The following is a 14,656-nucleotide window of genomic DNA, read 5'->3' on the forward strand; positions in this document are numbered from 1 at the left end:
GCACCTTACGCCGCGGTATGCGCATGCGCGCCGTCGGCGGAACGCGAGGCGCTGTCGAGCGCGCGATCCGGACGCATCGTGAACGACAGCACGATACCCGCCGCCATGATCGCCATCGACACCGTGAACGGCAGATTCCAGTTACCCGTGCGGTCGATCAGCCAGCCGCCCACCACCGGGCTCACGATGGCCGCCGCCGCCGAGCCCGTGTTCATGATGCCGCTCGCGGTGCCCGCATGCTTCGGCGCGATGTCCATCGGCACGGCCCACATCGGCCCGATCGTCATTTCGTTGAAGAAGAAGCCGCCGCTCAGGCACAGCGCGGCGAGCGTGACCGTCACGTTCTGCACGAACAGGATCGGCGCGAGCGACAGCAGCGTGAGGAACATGCATACGCCCACCATCACGTTGCGCGCGAGACGCAGATTCTGGCTTTTCTTGAGGATGCGATCGGTCACCGACCCGCCGATCCAGTCGCCCAGCACGCCCGCGAAGAACACGCCCGAGGCGAACAGCGCCGACTTGCCGAGCTGCATGTGATAGTTGTGCAGGAAGTACTGCGGAATCCAGCCGAGAAACAGCCACAGCACCCAGCCATAGCAGAAGTACACGGCAGTGACCGGCGACATGCGCGCGGCCAGGCGACGCCACGGCACCGGTTCGCGTTCCTTCGCGCCCGTGTAGCGTTCGAGCCCGGCGCATTCGGCTTCGGTGATACGCGGATGCGCGCGCGGATCGTCGCGGAAATACCAGATCCACAGCAGCGCCCACAGGAAACTCACCACGCCCGTGACGATGAACGCGCCGCGCCAGCCCGACATCAGCATGAGCCAGACGATCAGCGGCGGCGCGACGGCGTTGCCGATGCGCGAGGCGGCGTGCGTCGTGCCCTGCGCGAAGCCGCGCCGGTCGGCGGGCATCCAGTTCGACATCGCGCGCGTGGCGGTCGGAAAGGTTGCGCCTTCGCCGAGACCGAGCAGAAGACGCGCGACGATCATCGACGCGAAGCCGCCCGCGAGACCCGTGAGCACGGTCGCGCCCGCCCAGATCAAGGCGCATACCGCGAGCGTGCGGCGCGGGCCGAAACGGTCGCCCACCCAGCCGCCGGTGATCTGGAACAGCAGGTACGGATACGCGAACGCGGAGAATACGATGCCGACTTCGGTATGCGAGAGATGCAGTTCGGCCGCGAACTGGCTCGCTGCCGTGCTCACGTTGACGCGGTCGACGTAGGTGATGAGGTACATCGCGCACAGCAAGAGCAGCACGCGTGTGGTGGCTCGGCGGAACATCGTCGTCTCCTGTTTAGTCATGGCGCGTCCGCGGGGATGCGGCGCGCGGGCTCACTGCTGTAGCGTGATGCGACTGCTTGTTCGACTACGTGTGGTCACTGAGTGTGGCAATTGCGTGTATCGACTACGTTTGCGCGGCGTGCGGATGCAGCGCACGCTCCAGCACCTGCGCAACGTGCAGCGCGCGCGCCGCCGCGCCATCGGCGATCTGATGACGGCAACTCGTGCCATCGGCGACCACGAGCGCGTCGCCGGCCTGCTGGGCCGCGCGCACGGCGGGCAACAGCGAGAGTTCGGCCATCGCCATCGACGTCGCGTAATGCTCGCGTTCGTAGCCGAAGCTGCCCGCCATGCCGCAGCACGACGACTCGACCGCTTCCACCTTCAGTTGCGGAATCCAGCCGAGCACGGTTTGCACGGGCGTGAACGCGCCAAACGCTTTCTGATGACAATGACCATGCACGAGCGCGCGCGCTTTCGGCAGCGCGTGCAGCGTGAGATCGAGCCGCTGCGCCGCGTGCTCGCGCACGAGAAATTCTTCGAACAGGAACGCGTGGCGCGCAAGCTTCGCGGCGGCCTCGCCGAAACCATAAGCGGTCCACTCGTCGCGCAAGGTCAGCAGGCACGACGGTTCGAGGCCGACCACTGCCACGCCGCGTTCGACGAACGGCAGCAAGGCATCGAGCGAGCGGCGCGCTTCGGCTTTGGCTGCATCGACGAGACCGGCGGAGAGCATCGTGCGTCCGCAGCACAGCGGACGCTCGCCCGCGGGCTGATTCAGATGCACCGTATAGCCCGCCGCTTCGAGCACGCGCTGCGCGGCGCGCGCAACAGCGGGCTCGAGATAGTTGTTGAAGGTATCGACGAAGAGCAGGACTTCGCGCGTCGACGTTGTCGAGTCAGACTTGCTTTGATCGCGTTGACCGCTTCGGTCGCGCTGCTGTGCAAGATACGGACGCCCGATTTCGGGCAGCGCGCGCGCCTCGGCCAGACCGATGCGCCGCTTGAGCCACGCCGCCACGCGCGGCAGGCGTTCGAGCGCGGCCGGGCCGCCCGGCACGCGGCTCGCGAACGGCGCATAGCGCGGCAGATAGGCCACGAGCCGGTCGCGCCAGCGCAAGCCGTGCTCGCGCTGCCACGCCGCGCGCGCCTCGATTTTCAGGCGCGCCATGTCCACGCCGGTCGGGCAATCGCGCTTGCAGCCCTTGCACGACACGCACAGATCGAGCACGTCCTTCACCGCCTGGCTCGCTAGACCGCCGACACCCGCGCCGACACCCGCGCCGCCCTCCGCGCCGTCGAGTTGCCCCGAGAGCGCGAGCCGCAGCGTATTGGCGCGGCCGCGCGTGACGTGCTGCTCGTCGCGCGTGACACGATAGCTCGGACACATCGTGCCCGCGTCGAACTTGCGGCAATGGCCGTTGTTGTTGCACATCTCCACGGCTTTCGCGAGGCCCGCGCTCGCGTCGTGGCCCGAGCCCGGCGCGCCCTCCTCGCCCGTGAGCGGATCGCGCGTGACATTCCAGGCCGACCAGTCGAGCGCCGGTTCGAGCGCGCGCTCGCGATAACCCGGCGCGAAACGGAAATGTTCGGCGGCATCCATCTTCGGCGGATTGACGATGCGGTCCGGACTCAGGCGATTGGCCGGATCGAACAGCGCCTTGATCTGCGCGAATGCCTCGTTGATGCGCGGGCCGTATTGCCACGCGACCCATTCGCCGCGACACAAACCGTCGCCATGTTCGCCCGAAAACGCGCCTTTGTACTCGCGCACCATCGCGGCGGCCTCTTCGGCAATCGCGCGCATTTTCTGCGCGCCGTCGCGGCGCATATCGAGAATCGGCCGCACATGCAGCGTGCCCACGCTCGCATGGGCATACCACGTGCCTTCCGTGCCGTGTCGATGAAAGACCTCGGTCAGGCGGCTCGTGTAGTCGGCGAGATGCTCGAGCGGCACCGCGCAATCTTCGATGAAGGAGACCGGCTTGCCGTCGCCCTTCATGCTCATCATGATGTTCAGGCCCGCCTTGCGCACGTCCCAGAGCGCTTTTTGCGCGGCGGCGTCGGCCATTTCGACCACGCTGCCGGGTAGGCCGAGATCGCCCATCAATTCGACCAGCTGCGCGAGCCGCGCGATCTGCGCCTCGCGGTTGTCGCCCGCGAACTCCACGAGCAGCACCGCTTGCGGCGAGCCGACCAGCGCACGCTCGATCACGGGCTTGAACGCGGGATTGCTCAACGCGAGATCGATCATCGTGCGATCGACCAGTTCGACCGCCGCCGGCCCGAGCTTGACGATGTGCTGCGTGAAATCCATCGCGCCGTAGAAGGTCGGAAAGTTCACCACGCCCAGCATCTTGTGACGCGGCAGCGGCGACAGCCTGAGCGTCAACTGGCGGCTGAACGCGAGCGTGCCTTCGGAACCGACGAGCAGATTCGCGAGATTGGGTTCGCCGTCCGCTTCGAAGGCGAGCGGATTCTGGCAATCGAACAGATCGAGGTTGTAGCCCGCCACGCGACGCAGCACTTTCGGCACGCGCTCGCGCAAGGCGTCGCGCTCGCGTTCGGCGATGCGGCGCACGCCGTCGACAAGCGCCTGCGTGCGCGGATCGCGCGCCATCGTCGAGAGCTTGCCGAAGCGGGTTTCGTGACCGTCGGCGAGCACGGCGTCGATGGCGGCCACGTTGTGCACCATGATGCCGTATTCGATCGAGCGCGAGCCGCACGAATTGTTGCCCGCCATGCCGCCGAGCGTGCATTGCGCGCCCGTCGACACATCGACCGGAAACCACAGGCCATGCGGCTTGAGCCACGCATTCAGATGATCGAGCACGATGCCCGGCTCGACCGTCACCGTGCGCGCGTCCTTGTCGAAATCGACGATGCGGTTCAGCCATTTGCTCGTGTCGATCACGAGCGCTTCGCCCACCGTCTGCCCGCACTGGCTTGTGCCGGCGCCGCGCGCCAGCAGCGCCGTGCCCGTTTCGCGCGCGATATCGAGCACGAGACGCAGATCGTCCTGATCGCGCGGCACCGCGACGCCGATCGGCATGATCTGGTAGATCGACGCGTCGGTGGCGTAGCGCCCGCGCGAGGCGCGGTCGAACAGCACGTCGCCGCGCAGCTCCTGCGCGAGGCGCGCGGCCAGCGGCGTGAGCGCGGCGCGCGCGGAAGCGGGCATCAGGCGAATCGGCTGAACGAGCGGTTTGGGCGTGGACGTGAGCATCGCGTATCGATACGTCAGGAATCCGAACGTTATGGACGAGAGAAATCAGGCGCGCGTGCGTGACGTAGCGCGTCAACGCACGCGCCGCGCTGATTACGACATCAGGCGGCGTCTGGGTGCTTCTGGGTGCTTCTGGGTGCATCAGGCTGCGTCAAGCGGCCGCTTTCAACGCCGGCCGCGCAACGTGCTCGGTCAGATACTCCATCGCCGCGCCCACGCCCGTGCCTGCGAGCGGCACGCCCGCGAGCCGCAGGCCCATTTCGCAGCCGGTCAGCGCGGCCATCAGCGTGAGGTCGTTGCAGTCACCCAGATGACCGATGCGGAACATGCGTCCCTTGACCTTGCCGAGCCCGGTGCCCAGCGACAGATCGAAGCGTTCGTAGATGAGCTTGCGCACCGCGTCGGCGTCCACGCCGTCGGGCATCATCACGCCCGTGAGCACCGGCGAATAGACGGCGGGATCGGCGCACTGGATCTCCAGGCCCCACGCCTGCACGGCGGCGCGGCACGCGGCGGCGAGCCGCTGATGGCGTGCGAACACGTTATCGAGCCCTTCGCCGAGAATCATGTCGAGCGCTTCGGCGAGGCCATACAGCAGATTCGTGTTCGGCGTGTAGGGCCAGTAGCCCTGCTGGTTCATGTCGATGATTTCGGTCCAGGCCCAGAACGCGCGCGGCAGCTTCGCCTCGCGGCTCGCCGCGATGGCCTTCGGCGAGACCGCGTTGAAGCTGATGCCGGGCGGCAGCATCAAGCCTTTCTGCGAGCCGGAGACGGTCACGTCCACGCCCCATTCGTCGTGCCGGTAATCGGCGGACGCGAGGCCCGAGATCGTATCGACCATCAAGAGTGCCGGATGCGCTGCCGCATCGATCGCGCGGCGCACGGCGGCGATATCGGACGTCACGCCCGTCGAAGTCTCGTTGTGCACCACACAGACGGCCTTGATCGTGTGGCCCGTGTCCGCGCGAAGGCGCGCCTCGATCTGGTCGGCCTGCACGCCGCGCCGCCACCCTTCGATGCCTGGCAAGCCGAGAAATTCAGGCTTGAGGCCGAGACTTTCGGCCATCTTCTTCCACAGGGTCGCGAAGTGGCCGGTCTCGTACATGAGCACCGTGTCGCCCGGCGAGAGCGTATTGGTGAGCGCCGCTTCCCACGCGCCCGTGCCCGAGGCCGGATAGATCACCACGGGCTGCGCGGTCTTGAAGATCTTCTTGATGCCGTCGAGCACGGAGAGCCCGAGCGCGCCGAATTCAGGCCCGCGATGGTCGATGGTCGGGTAGCTCATGGCCCGCAGGATGCGGTCCGGCACGGGGCTCGGACCGGGAATCTGCAGGAAATGGCGGCCGGCGGGATGGAAGTCGAGTTTCAGCATGAAGGCGTCCCACGTCAGGAAAGGTCGGAAGTCACACGCACTGCGTTCGAAGCCACCCGGCAGCTGCTCTTACGCCGAAATGGCATTTTGCATGCAAAATACTCTAGTCCACCCAGCCGCAGATGCAAGGCTCAATTGGCATGAAATGCCCCAGGGGAAACCCGCCGATGCAGTGCAGCGTGGGTTCTCGGGCGATCACGCTAGAATGGGGGCACGTCGGACGATCGGGGTTTCGTATGCAAAATGCAGACATTCCGGACGCGCAACTCGCGTCCGCGCAGCCTGAGGCGCACGAACTGGCGCTGCCCAAGCTCGCGCGCCAGCGCCTGCACGACACGGTGGTCGATCATCTGCGCGAGTTCATCGTCGAGGGGCAGCTCGCGCCGGGCGTGAAGCTCAACGAACGCAAGCTCTGCGAGGTGCTCGGCATTTCGCGCACGCCGTTGCGCGAGGCGCTCAAGGTGCTCGCCGCCGAAGGGCTGATCGAGATCTCGCCGAATCGCGGCGCGACCGTCGCGCAACTGAGCGAAGCCGAGATCCGCGACATGTTCGAGCTGATGAGCGGGCTCGAATCGTTCGCGGGCGAACTCGCGTGTGCGCGCATCAGCGAAGGCGAGCTGGCACAGATCAAGGCGCTGCACGCGGCCATGCTCGTCTGCCGCGCGCAGAACGACCTGTCCGGCTATTACGCGCGCAATCACGCGATTCACGATCTCATCAACGCGGCGGCGCGCAACGTGGCGCTGCGCCAGACCTATGTGACGCTCAACCGCCGCTTGCAGGCGCTGCGTTTCCGCTCGAATTTCCAGACTGCGAAGTGGGACAGCGCGATTCGCGATCACGAAGCGATGATCGCCGCGCTCGAAGCGCGCAACGGCGCGGCGCTCTCCGCGATCCTGCGCTCGCACCTGCTGGCCAAGCGCGACGCCGTGCTCGCCGAGCACACGCTCTCCGTGGCGGGCATGCGCGCGCCGCGATAACGGCGCTATCGGCGTTCGAACGCTTTCTCTTTGGCAAGCCGTGATCTGTGCGCATGCACAGATTGCGCTCGTGCGCATGCGCACGCAGGCACCGGCGCGTGCATCCGCCGTCTGCCTTTATACTGCTGGCCCCGGAAACAACGACAGACAAGGACGGCGGCGCCGCGCGCGCCATCGTCGACAAGGAAGACCAGATGGGACCGTATGTAGACGCCGTGCCCTCGGCGGAAGTGCTGCCCGCACGCGCCGACGTGGTGATCGTGGGCGGCGGCGTGATCGGCGTATCGGCGGCGTGGCACCTCGTTTCGCAGGGCTTGAGCGTGGTGCTCTGCGAGAAAGGCCATATCGCCGGCGAACAGTCGAGCCGCAACTGGGGCTGGTGCCGCCAGGCGGGCCGCGACATGCGCGAGATGCCGCTCATCACCGAAAGCATGCGCCACTGGCGCGGCATGGCCGAGGCCGTCGGCGCCGACGTGGGCTACCACGAATGCGGCGTGCTCTATATCGGCGCGAACGAGGAAGACGAAGCGGGCTTCCAGCAATGGTTCGACGACGCATCGGGCTACGACACGGGCGCACGCATGGTGCGCGGCGCGGAACTCGCGAAGCTGATGCCCGGTGCGTCGCGCGCGTGTCGCGCCGGCCTTTTCGTGCCGACCGACGGCCGCGCGGAACCGCAGCGCGCCGTGCCCGCAATGGCCCGCGCTGCGCAGGCGCGCGGCGCGACGCTCATCGCGCACTGCTCGGTGCGGGCGCTCGAACGCTCGGCGGGCCGCGTCTCCGGCGTGGTCACGAGCCGCGGCCGCATCGCCTGCGACGCCGTGATTCTCGCGGGCGGCGCGTGGTCGAGCCTGTTCTGCGCGAACGAAGGCGTGCGTCTGCCGCAACTGAAAGTGCTCGGCACCGTGCTGCGCACCTCGCCCGTCGAGAACGGCCCGCCGACGTGCGGCTGGCTCGGCGACATCGGTTATCGCAAGCGCGCGGACGGCGGCTACACCATCGGCTATAGCGGACATCGCTACACGCCCGTGAGTCCCGAAGGCTTCAAATATCTGCGCGAATACACGCCGCTGCTCAAGCAGAACTGGCGCACGATCCGCCCGCGTTTCGATTCGGCGGCATGGCGCGAGTTTCGCGATCGTCCGGGCTGGAACGCCGAACAGACGAGCCCGTTCGAACGCACGCGCACGATGGACCCGCAGCCCTCGCAACGCGGCGTGCAAGCCGCGATGGACAGCATGCGTCGCCTCTATCCCGCGTTCAACGACACACGCATCGTGCAGGAATGGGCCTGTTATATGGACGTGACGCCCGACATCATTCCGTATATCGGCCCCGCGGCGAGCGTGCCGGGACTCACGGTCGCGACGGGCTTCTCGGGTCACGGATTCGGCATTGGTCCCGCAGCGGGACGCGCTGCCGCCGACGTCGCAACAGGCCGCAATGCGGGCATCGACCTCGCACCGTTCTCGCTCGATCGCTTCGCGCCGGGCATGCCGATCGTGCCGGGCGGAGAGATCTGAAGTTACCCGCGCTTCACGGTGTTCGATCGACGGCGTCGCGATATGCGGCGCCGTTTTTTTGCATGCGACAAATTGCGCCACTTCGCGCCACCTTGCGCACGCAAGCGCATTTCAACGAAACACGCCTGAAAACAGGATCAAAACGTAATTCGGAAAATCATCCCGATCATTTTATTTCGGCATCCCTATTAATTTACCGATGTGACACGTTGTGTCACTTTCATAGCCGTTTTGCAATCGAGCCTTTCACGTTATGTGCGGCCACTATGGTGGACGCATTTAATTTATTCCTCTATACTCGATTCGTCTTAATTACAAAACGCAACATCTCTTGCGATTCTCGCTGCAACGTCGTGCAAGTTTCACGCTCGCAGCCGGCTCGCATCATCAAGGGAACCTCCGGTTCCAGCGGCACGCAAATTGCTACCGCACTCTTGCCGTTGCAGGTTCGAACGGCGCCCATGTCTGGCACGCACAACGCGCAGCCGGACTGAACATGACAACCAGACGAACGCCATAGCGTTCATTCGACGGCCGGCCGCCCATTGATCGCGCGCCGGTACAGACTGTTTCCGTCAGTTCAATCGCGGCCATGCCGGGATCACGAACTTCCTTCGCGGCGCCATTGCCTGGCGCTCCCGCGGCGTGCCTGCGCGCGCCGTTTCGTCTACAAGGAGGCGTATCTTCATGACTCGACGCACTGTCCAACTCGTGGGCAGCCTGATAGCGATAGCCGTCATAGCGTGGGCGCTAGCCCGCGGTATCGGCGCCGACACGTTCCGCAGCCATGCGGGCGATCTCGCGTATTACACGGGCCAGCACATGCTGCTCGTGGGCTATTCGATGGCGCTTGCCATCCTCGTGGGCGTGCCTGCCGGCGTGATGCTCAGCCGCCCGCGCTTTCAGCGCCAGGCCGAACGCTTCATGCAGATCTTCAACATCGGCAACACGATTCCCTCGCTCGCCGTGCTGGCGATCGCGCTGGGCATCTTCGGTATCGGCGACATCCCCGCGATCGTCGCGCTGTTTCTGGCCTCGCTGCTGCCCATCACGCGCAACACCTATGAAGGCGTGAAGAACGTGCCCGCTTCGCTGCGCGAAGCCGCCAAAGGCATCGGCATGACGGGCTGGCAATCGCTCGTGCGCGTCGAACTGCCGAACGCGGTGCCCATCATGGTGGGCGGCGTGCGCACGGCGCTCGCCATCAACGTGGGCACGGCGCCGCTCGCCTATCTGATCGGCGCGGACAGCCTCGGCTCGCTGATCTTCCCCGGCATCTATCTCGACAATCAGCCCTTGCTGCTGCTGGGCGCCGCCATCACGGCGATTCTGGCGCTCGTGCTCGACGGCATTGTCGCGACTGGCAGTCGTCAATGGATGCTCCGTCACGGAGGTCTCGCATGATGTTTCGCAGTACGATACGACGCCTCGCGAGCGCCTGCGTGATCGGTACGCTGTGTTTCGCGGCCAGCACCTCGGCGTTCGCCGCCAAAATCGTGCTCGGCGCGAAGAACTTCACCGAGCAATACGTGCTGGCCGAAGTCACGGCGCAATATCTGCGCTCGCGCGGCTACGACGTCGAAGTGCGCTCGGGCCTCGGCAGCACGCTCATGCGCAGCGCGCTGGAGAACGGCCAGTTCGACATGGTGTGGGATTACACGGGCACGGCGGCGCTGGTCTACGACAAGCTCACCGACAAGCTCGGCCCCGAAGCCATGTACCAGCGCGTGAAGGCGCTCGACGAACCGCGCGGGCTCATCTGGCTCAATGCCTCCACGCTCAACGACACCTACGCGATCGGCCTGCCCAGCGAATTCGCGCAGCAGACCGGCATCAAGACGGTCTCGCAGCTCGCGGATTATCTGAAGTCGAATCCCAAGGCGAAGCGTATGGTGTTCGGCATGGACGCCGAGTTCGCGAATCGTCCCGACGGCCTGAAGCCGCTGCTCGAAACCTACGGCATGCACTTCAAGCGTTCGCAGATGAAGCAGATGGACCCGGGCCTCGTCTACACGGCGCTGCATAACAACCAGTTGAAGATCGGCCTCGTCTACACGACCGATGGCCGCGTGAAGGGCTTCGGCATCGTGCCGCTCGAAGACGACAAGCATTTCTTCCCGCCGTACAACGCCGTGCCGGTCGTGCGCAAAGAGACGCTCGAGCACAATCCGAAGCTCGCGGCGCAGCTCAACGCGCTCTCGGCGGCGCTCAACAACGACGTGATGCAGGACATGAACAAGGCCGTGGACCTCGACGGCAAGTCGCCGCGCGATGTGGCCGATGCGTTCCTGCGCGCCCACACGTTGCCTTGAAGGAGCACGCATGAACGTATTCGACTATCTCGCCTCGAGCTGGCCCGAGCTGCTCCAGCTCACGCTCCAGCACATCTGGCTCGTCGGCATTGCCGTGGGCTGCGCGATCATCGCGGGCGTGCCGCTCGGCGTGCTCGTGAGCCGTCACGAATGGCTCGCCGGTCCGCTGCTCGGCATCGCCACGATCGTGCTCACGCTGCCGTCCATCGCGCTGTTCGGCCTGATGATCCCGTTCTTTTCGCGCTTCGGCCAGGGGATCGGCGCGGTGCCCGCGATCACGGCGGTGTTCCTCTATTCGCTGCTGCCGATCATGCGCAACACCTATCTCGCGCTGCGCAACGTGGATCCCGGCATCAAGGAAGCCGGCACCGGCATCGGCATGACCTCGTGGCAACGTCTGCGCCTCGTCGACCTGCCGCTCGCGGTGCCCGTGATTCTCGCGGGCGTGCGCACCGCCGTCGTGATGAACATTGGCGTGATGACGATCGCCGCCGTGATCGGCGCGGGCGGACTCGGCACGCTGATTCTGCGCGCCATTGGCCAGAGCAGCATGATGAAGCTGCTGGTCGGCGCCGTGCTGGTCAGTATCGTGGCGATCGTCGCCGACCTGCTGTTGCAGGCCCTGCAACGCGCGCTCACACCGAAAGGAGTACAGAAGACATGATCGAACTCGACAAACTGACCAAGACTTTTGCACAGAAAAGCGGCCAGCCCGTGAAGGCCGTGGACTCCGTGAGCCTCTCGGTGCCTGAAGGCGAAATCTGCGTGTTTCTGGGGCCGTCGGGCTGCGGCAAGACCACCACGCTCAAGATGATCAACCGCCTGATCGAGCCGACCTCCGGGCGCGTGCTGATCAACGGCGAGGACACGACCGGTCTCAACGAAGTCGATCTGCGCCGCCATATCGGCTATGTGATCCAGCAGATCGGCCTGTTCCCGAACATGACGATCGAGGAAAACATCACGGTCGTGCCGCGTCTGCTCGGCTGGGACAAGAAGCGTTGCGCCGAACGCGCGACCGAACTCATGTCGATGGTCGCGCTCGATCCGAAGCTGTATTTGAAGCGTTATCCGCGCGAATTGTCGGGGGGGCAGCAACAGCGTATCGGCGTGATTCGCGCGCTGGCCGCCGATCCGCCCGTACTGCTGATGGACGAGCCGTTCGGTGCGGTCGATCCGATCAATCGCGAGACCATCCAGAACGAGTTCTTCCAGATGCAGCGGCAACTGAAGAAGACCGTCATCATGGTGAGCCACGACATCGACGAAGCGATCAAGCTCGGCGACCGCATTGCCGTGTTCCGTCGCGGCCAGCTCGTGCAATACGATCATCCCGATACGCTGCTCGCCCGCCCGCGCGACGAATTCGTCGCACAGTTCGTCGGCCAGGACAGCACGCTCAAGCGCCTCTTGCTCGTGAAGGCCGGCGACGCCGCCACGCAGCCCGAAACGGCACGCGTGGAAACGCCGCTCACGCACGCGTTCTCGGTGATGGACGAAGCGGATACGCGCTACCTCACCGTGCTCGACGACGCGCGTCATGCGCTCGGCTATGTCACGCGCCGCGCGGCCCGTGGCGCAGACGGTGTATGCGGCGAGCGCGTGACGCCGTTCGCCGCATCGGTGTCGGCCGAAGACAATCTGCGCGTGGTGCTCTCGAAGATGTATCAGTTCAGCGCTTCGTGGATGCCGGTGCTCGACGCCGATGGCGGCTACGTCGGCGAGATCACGCAGGACTCGATCGCCGAATATCTGAGTTCGGGCCGCTCGCGCCAGCAAACGGGTCAGGCGCCCGCGAAGGCGGTCGCAACGGCGTGAGGCTTTAGCGCCAGCGCTTTCTTCAGCGCGGCATCATGAAAAAGGGCTCGTTCGTGAGATACGAACGAGCCCTTTCTTTTCGCGGCACTACGAACCCATCGGTTTAACGCGGGCCGCCACCGGGACCACCACCGCCGCCAGGGCCGCCACCACCGCCAGGGCCGCCGCCGGGACCACCGGGGCCGCCACCATAGCCGCCACCCGGTCCGCCGGGACCGCCGCCAGGAGGCGGCCCCCACCAGCAACCGCCGAGCGCGGCGGTCAGGAACAGCGCGGTCAATATCGTCATCAGTTTCTTCATGGGCTCTCCTGTGGCGAAGGTCGAGCAGCGCGCGAGCGCACCGCGTCGGCCAGGGACCCTGCGCGCAAGCAACGCGCATGCCCGCCACGCCAGCCTCGAACGCGATCGGCAATAGGCAGTCTGCTCATTCGTCTAACCAAAGTTGGACGCGAGCTTGCCGGCAACGTTCATTGTCTTAAGCGTGTGCTAAGCACGCGGCCCGCATAATCGGCGCTCGTCCACCGCGCCTTGCCGCGCCCGAGCCTCACGCATGAAACGCCTTTATCACCATCGCGGCCACGTGATCGACGTCAGCGTCGAAACCGTCTGCCGCGCGCCGGACGGCGGCGCCACGGCGCTCGACCATATCGCCGTGCTGCTGATTTCCGCCGACGCTTCGCCGGAGCACCCCGACACACAACCGTACGCGCGCCTGCGCATCGACCGCACCACGGGCCGCGCCTTCGAGTCCGAAGCCGATGCGCTGATGGGCGGCTACAGCGTGGGCCGCGGCATCGTCGACAAACTCGTCGACAAAATGATCGACGCGTCCTGAACGCGCAAGCAACGCCTCAAGCCACGAGATAGCGCTGCACGAGGCGCACCCACGCGGCCGCGCCGAGCGGCAGCACCTGGTCGTTGAAATCGTAGCCGGGGTTGTGCACCATGCAGCCGCCGAACTCGCCCTCGCCGTTGCCGAGCAGCAGATAGCAGCCCGGCACCGCGTTGAGCATCCACGCGAAATCCTCGCTGCCGTTCAGGCCTTTCGGGGCCTGCACCACCACGTTCTCCGCGCCGACGAGTTCCGTGCAAACCTGTTGCGCCAGCAACGTTTCCTCGGGCGCATTGACCATCGGCGGCGTGAGCTGGCGATAGTCGATCTGCGCTTCCACGCCATGCGCCTGCGCCGTCAACGCGACGATCTCGCGCACGCGCTGCTCCACCAGCGCGCGCGTGTCCGGGCGCGCGGCGCGAATGTTCACGCCGAGCGTGACCGTTTCGGGAATCACGTTATGCGTCGCGCCGCCGCGAATGAAACCGACCGAGACCACGGCCGTGTCGTCGGGCGCGACGTTGCGCGCGACCACCGTCTGCAAGGCCGTGATCAGCGCCGCGGCGGCCACGACCGGATCTTTCACGCGATGCGGCATCGCGCCATGTCCGCCCACGCCCTTGAGCGTGACGTCGGCGACATCGGAAGACAGGCTCGCCGGGCCCGCCAGCACGCGAAACGTGCCCGCCGCGATGCCCGGCATGTTGTGCAGCGCGTAGACGGCATCGCAGGGAAAGCGCTCGAACAGGCCGTCATCGATCATCGCCTTCGCGCCGCAGAGGTTTTCTTCGTCGGGCTGGAAAATCAGGTTCAGCGTGCCGTCGAAATCGCGCCGCTGCGCCAGCGTTTTCGCCGCCGCGAGCAGAATCGCCGTGTGGCCGTCGTGACCGCACGCGTGCATCTTGCCCGCGTGCTGGCTCGCATACGGCAGCCCCGTGTTTTCGACGATCGGCAACGCGTCCATGTCCGCGCGAATGCCGAGCCGCTTCGTGCCCGCGCCGAGCTTCAGTTGCCCGACCACGCCGCTGCGGCCAATGCCCGTATGCACGTCGTAGCCCCAGTGTTCCAGCAGCATCGCCACGAGTTTCGCGGTCGCGCCGACTTCGAAACCCAGTTCGGGCTGCGAATGAATCTGCCGTCGAATCCCGATGAAGGTCTCCGCGTCGATCTCGATCTCGGGCAGCAGCGTCGGCAACAGCTGAAATGGCGTGAGGGTGGATTCGCGCTTCATGTCGATGGACTCCTCTCAGGTTCCTGGGCCTTGTCGGCGTGGATATTCGTATTCGATGCAGCGTGTTAG

At 65.9% G+C, this 14,656-nt stretch carries 12 protein-coding genes; 8 read left to right on the plus strand and 4 right to left on the minus strand.

Translation table 11 applies throughout. The annotated features are described in order from the left end of the window. Positions 1-5: 5 nt before the first annotated feature. The 3 genes from SB764_RS01340 to SB764_RS01350 all read right to left on the minus strand — a co-directional run bounded on the left by SB764_RS01340 (position 6) and on the right by SB764_RS01350 (position 5,890). On the minus strand, positions 6-1,292 hold the full coding sequence (locus SB764_RS01340; protein WP_410862408.1) for an MFS transporter: 1,287 nt from the start codon (positions 1,290-1,292) through the stop codon (positions 6-8). Positions 1,293-1,416: 124 nt separating this feature from the next. Beyond that, the gene (locus tag SB764_RS01345) at positions 1,417-4,518 is read right to left on the minus strand and encodes an FAD-binding and (Fe-S)-binding domain-containing protein (RefSeq protein WP_410862410.1); all 3,102 of its coding nucleotides are present in this window, start codon (positions 4,516-4,518) and stop codon (positions 1,417-1,419) included. A gap of 151 nt (positions 4,519-4,669) precedes the next feature. Next, complete coding sequence (locus SB764_RS01350; RefSeq protein WP_410862412.1) at positions 4,670-5,890, minus strand: pyridoxal-phosphate-dependent aminotransferase family protein; 1,221 nt, start codon at positions 5,888-5,890, stop codon at positions 4,670-4,672. Between the two features lie 236 nt (positions 5,891-6,126). On the opposite strand from SB764_RS01350, the gene SB764_RS01355 reads away from it, so the two are divergent. The 8 genes from SB764_RS01355 (at position 6,127) to SB764_RS01390 (ending at position 13,359) form a co-directional block, all read left to right on the plus strand. Beyond that, the gene (locus SB764_RS01355) at positions 6,127-6,870 is read left to right on the plus strand and encodes a GntR family transcriptional regulator (protein ID WP_065064161.1); all 744 of its coding nucleotides are present in this window, start codon (positions 6,127-6,129) and stop codon (positions 6,868-6,870) included. A gap of 194 nt (positions 6,871-7,064) precedes the next feature. Beyond that, positions 7,065-8,393, plus strand: a complete 1,329-nt coding sequence (locus SB764_RS01360; RefSeq protein WP_410862414.1) for an NAD(P)/FAD-dependent oxidoreductase — start codon at positions 7,065-7,067, stop codon at positions 8,391-8,393. Between the two features lie 62 nt (positions 8,394-8,455). Next, the gene (locus SB764_RS01365) at positions 8,456-8,887 is read left to right on the plus strand and encodes a hypothetical protein (protein ID WP_410862416.1); all 432 of its coding nucleotides are present in this window, start codon (positions 8,456-8,458) and stop codon (positions 8,885-8,887) included. A 193-nt stretch (positions 8,888-9,080) separates the two neighbouring features. After that, positions 9,081-9,797 carry an ABC transporter permease gene (locus SB764_RS01370; RefSeq protein ID WP_065064159.1) on the plus strand — a complete coding sequence of 239 codons (717 nt, stop codon included), beginning with the start codon at positions 9,081-9,083 and terminating at the stop codon, positions 9,795-9,797. Then, positions 9,794-10,705, plus strand: a complete 912-nt coding sequence (locus SB764_RS01375) for a glycine betaine ABC transporter substrate-binding protein (RefSeq protein WP_065064157.1) — start codon at positions 9,794-9,796, stop codon at positions 10,703-10,705. The genes SB764_RS01370 and SB764_RS01375 overlap by 4 nt, the downstream gene beginning before the upstream one ends. A gap of 10 nt (positions 10,706-10,715) precedes the next feature. After that, complete coding sequence (locus SB764_RS01380) at positions 10,716-11,369, plus strand: ABC transporter permease (RefSeq protein WP_065064155.1); 654 nt, start codon at positions 10,716-10,718, stop codon at positions 11,367-11,369. Further along, a complete protein-coding gene (locus SB764_RS01385) occupies positions 11,366-12,523 on the plus strand; it encodes a betaine/proline/choline family ABC transporter ATP-binding protein (RefSeq protein WP_065064153.1) in 1,158 nt (385 codons plus the stop codon). The genes SB764_RS01380 and SB764_RS01385 overlap by 4 nt, the downstream gene beginning before the upstream one ends. 551 nt (positions 12,524-13,074) lie before the next feature. After that, positions 13,075-13,359 (plus strand): hypothetical protein, encoded by a 285-nt coding sequence (locus SB764_RS01390; protein WP_183716701.1) that lies wholly within the window; start codon positions 13,075-13,077, stop codon positions 13,357-13,359. 16 nt (positions 13,360-13,375) lie between these two features. On the opposite strand, the gene SB764_RS01395 is transcribed toward SB764_RS01390, so the two are convergent. After that, the gene (locus SB764_RS01395) at positions 13,376-14,587 is read right to left on the minus strand and encodes a M20 aminoacylase family protein (protein ID WP_410862419.1); all 1,212 of its coding nucleotides are present in this window, start codon (positions 14,585-14,587) and stop codon (positions 13,376-13,378) included. Positions 14,588-14,656 lie beyond the last annotated feature (69 nt).

It is taken from the genome of Paraburkholderia sp. SIMBA_027 (assembly GCF_046535315.1).
In the GTDB taxonomy this organism is placed as follows: domain Bacteria; phylum Pseudomonadota; class Gammaproteobacteria; order Burkholderiales; family Burkholderiaceae; genus Paraburkholderia; species Paraburkholderia tropica.

Coding starts and splice junctions, on each gene's coding strand:
- SB764_RS01370 (WP_065064159.1), top strand. CDS start 9,081: ATGACTCGACGCACTGTCCAACTCGTGGGCAGCCTGATAGCGATAGCC.
- SB764_RS01380 (WP_065064155.1), top strand. CDS start 10,716: ATGAACGTATTCGACTATCTCGCCTCGAGCTGGCCCGAGCTGCTCCAG.
- SB764_RS01360 (WP_410862414.1), top strand. CDS start 7,065: ATGGGACCGTATGTAGACGCCGTGCCCTCGGCGGAAGTGCTGCCCGCA.
- SB764_RS01350 (WP_410862412.1), bottom strand. CDS start 5,890: ATGCTGAAACTCGACTTCCATCCCGCCGGCCGCCATTTCCTGCAGATT.
- SB764_RS01375 (WP_065064157.1), top strand. CDS start 9,794: ATGATGTTTCGCAGTACGATACGACGCCTCGCGAGCGCCTGCGTGATC.
- SB764_RS01355 (WP_065064161.1), top strand. CDS start 6,127: ATGCAAAATGCAGACATTCCGGACGCGCAACTCGCGTCCGCGCAGCCT.
- SB764_RS01390 (WP_183716701.1), top strand. CDS start 13,075: ATGAAACGCCTTTATCACCATCGCGGCCACGTGATCGACGTCAGCGTC.
- SB764_RS01385 (WP_065064153.1), top strand. CDS start 11,366: ATGATCGAACTCGACAAACTGACCAAGACTTTTGCACAGAAAAGCGGC.
- SB764_RS01345 (WP_410862410.1), bottom strand. CDS start 4,518: ATGCTCACGTCCACGCCCAAACCGCTCGTTCAGCCGATTCGCCTGATG.
- SB764_RS01395 (WP_410862419.1), bottom strand. CDS start 14,587: ATGAAGCGCGAATCCACCCTCACGCCATTTCAGCTGTTGCCGACGCTG.
- SB764_RS01340 (WP_410862408.1), bottom strand. CDS start 1,292: ATGTTCCGCCGAGCCACCACACGCGTGCTGCTCTTGCTGTGCGCGATG.
- SB764_RS01365 (WP_410862416.1), top strand. CDS start 8,456: ATGCGACAAATTGCGCCACTTCGCGCCACCTTGCGCACGCAAGCGCAT.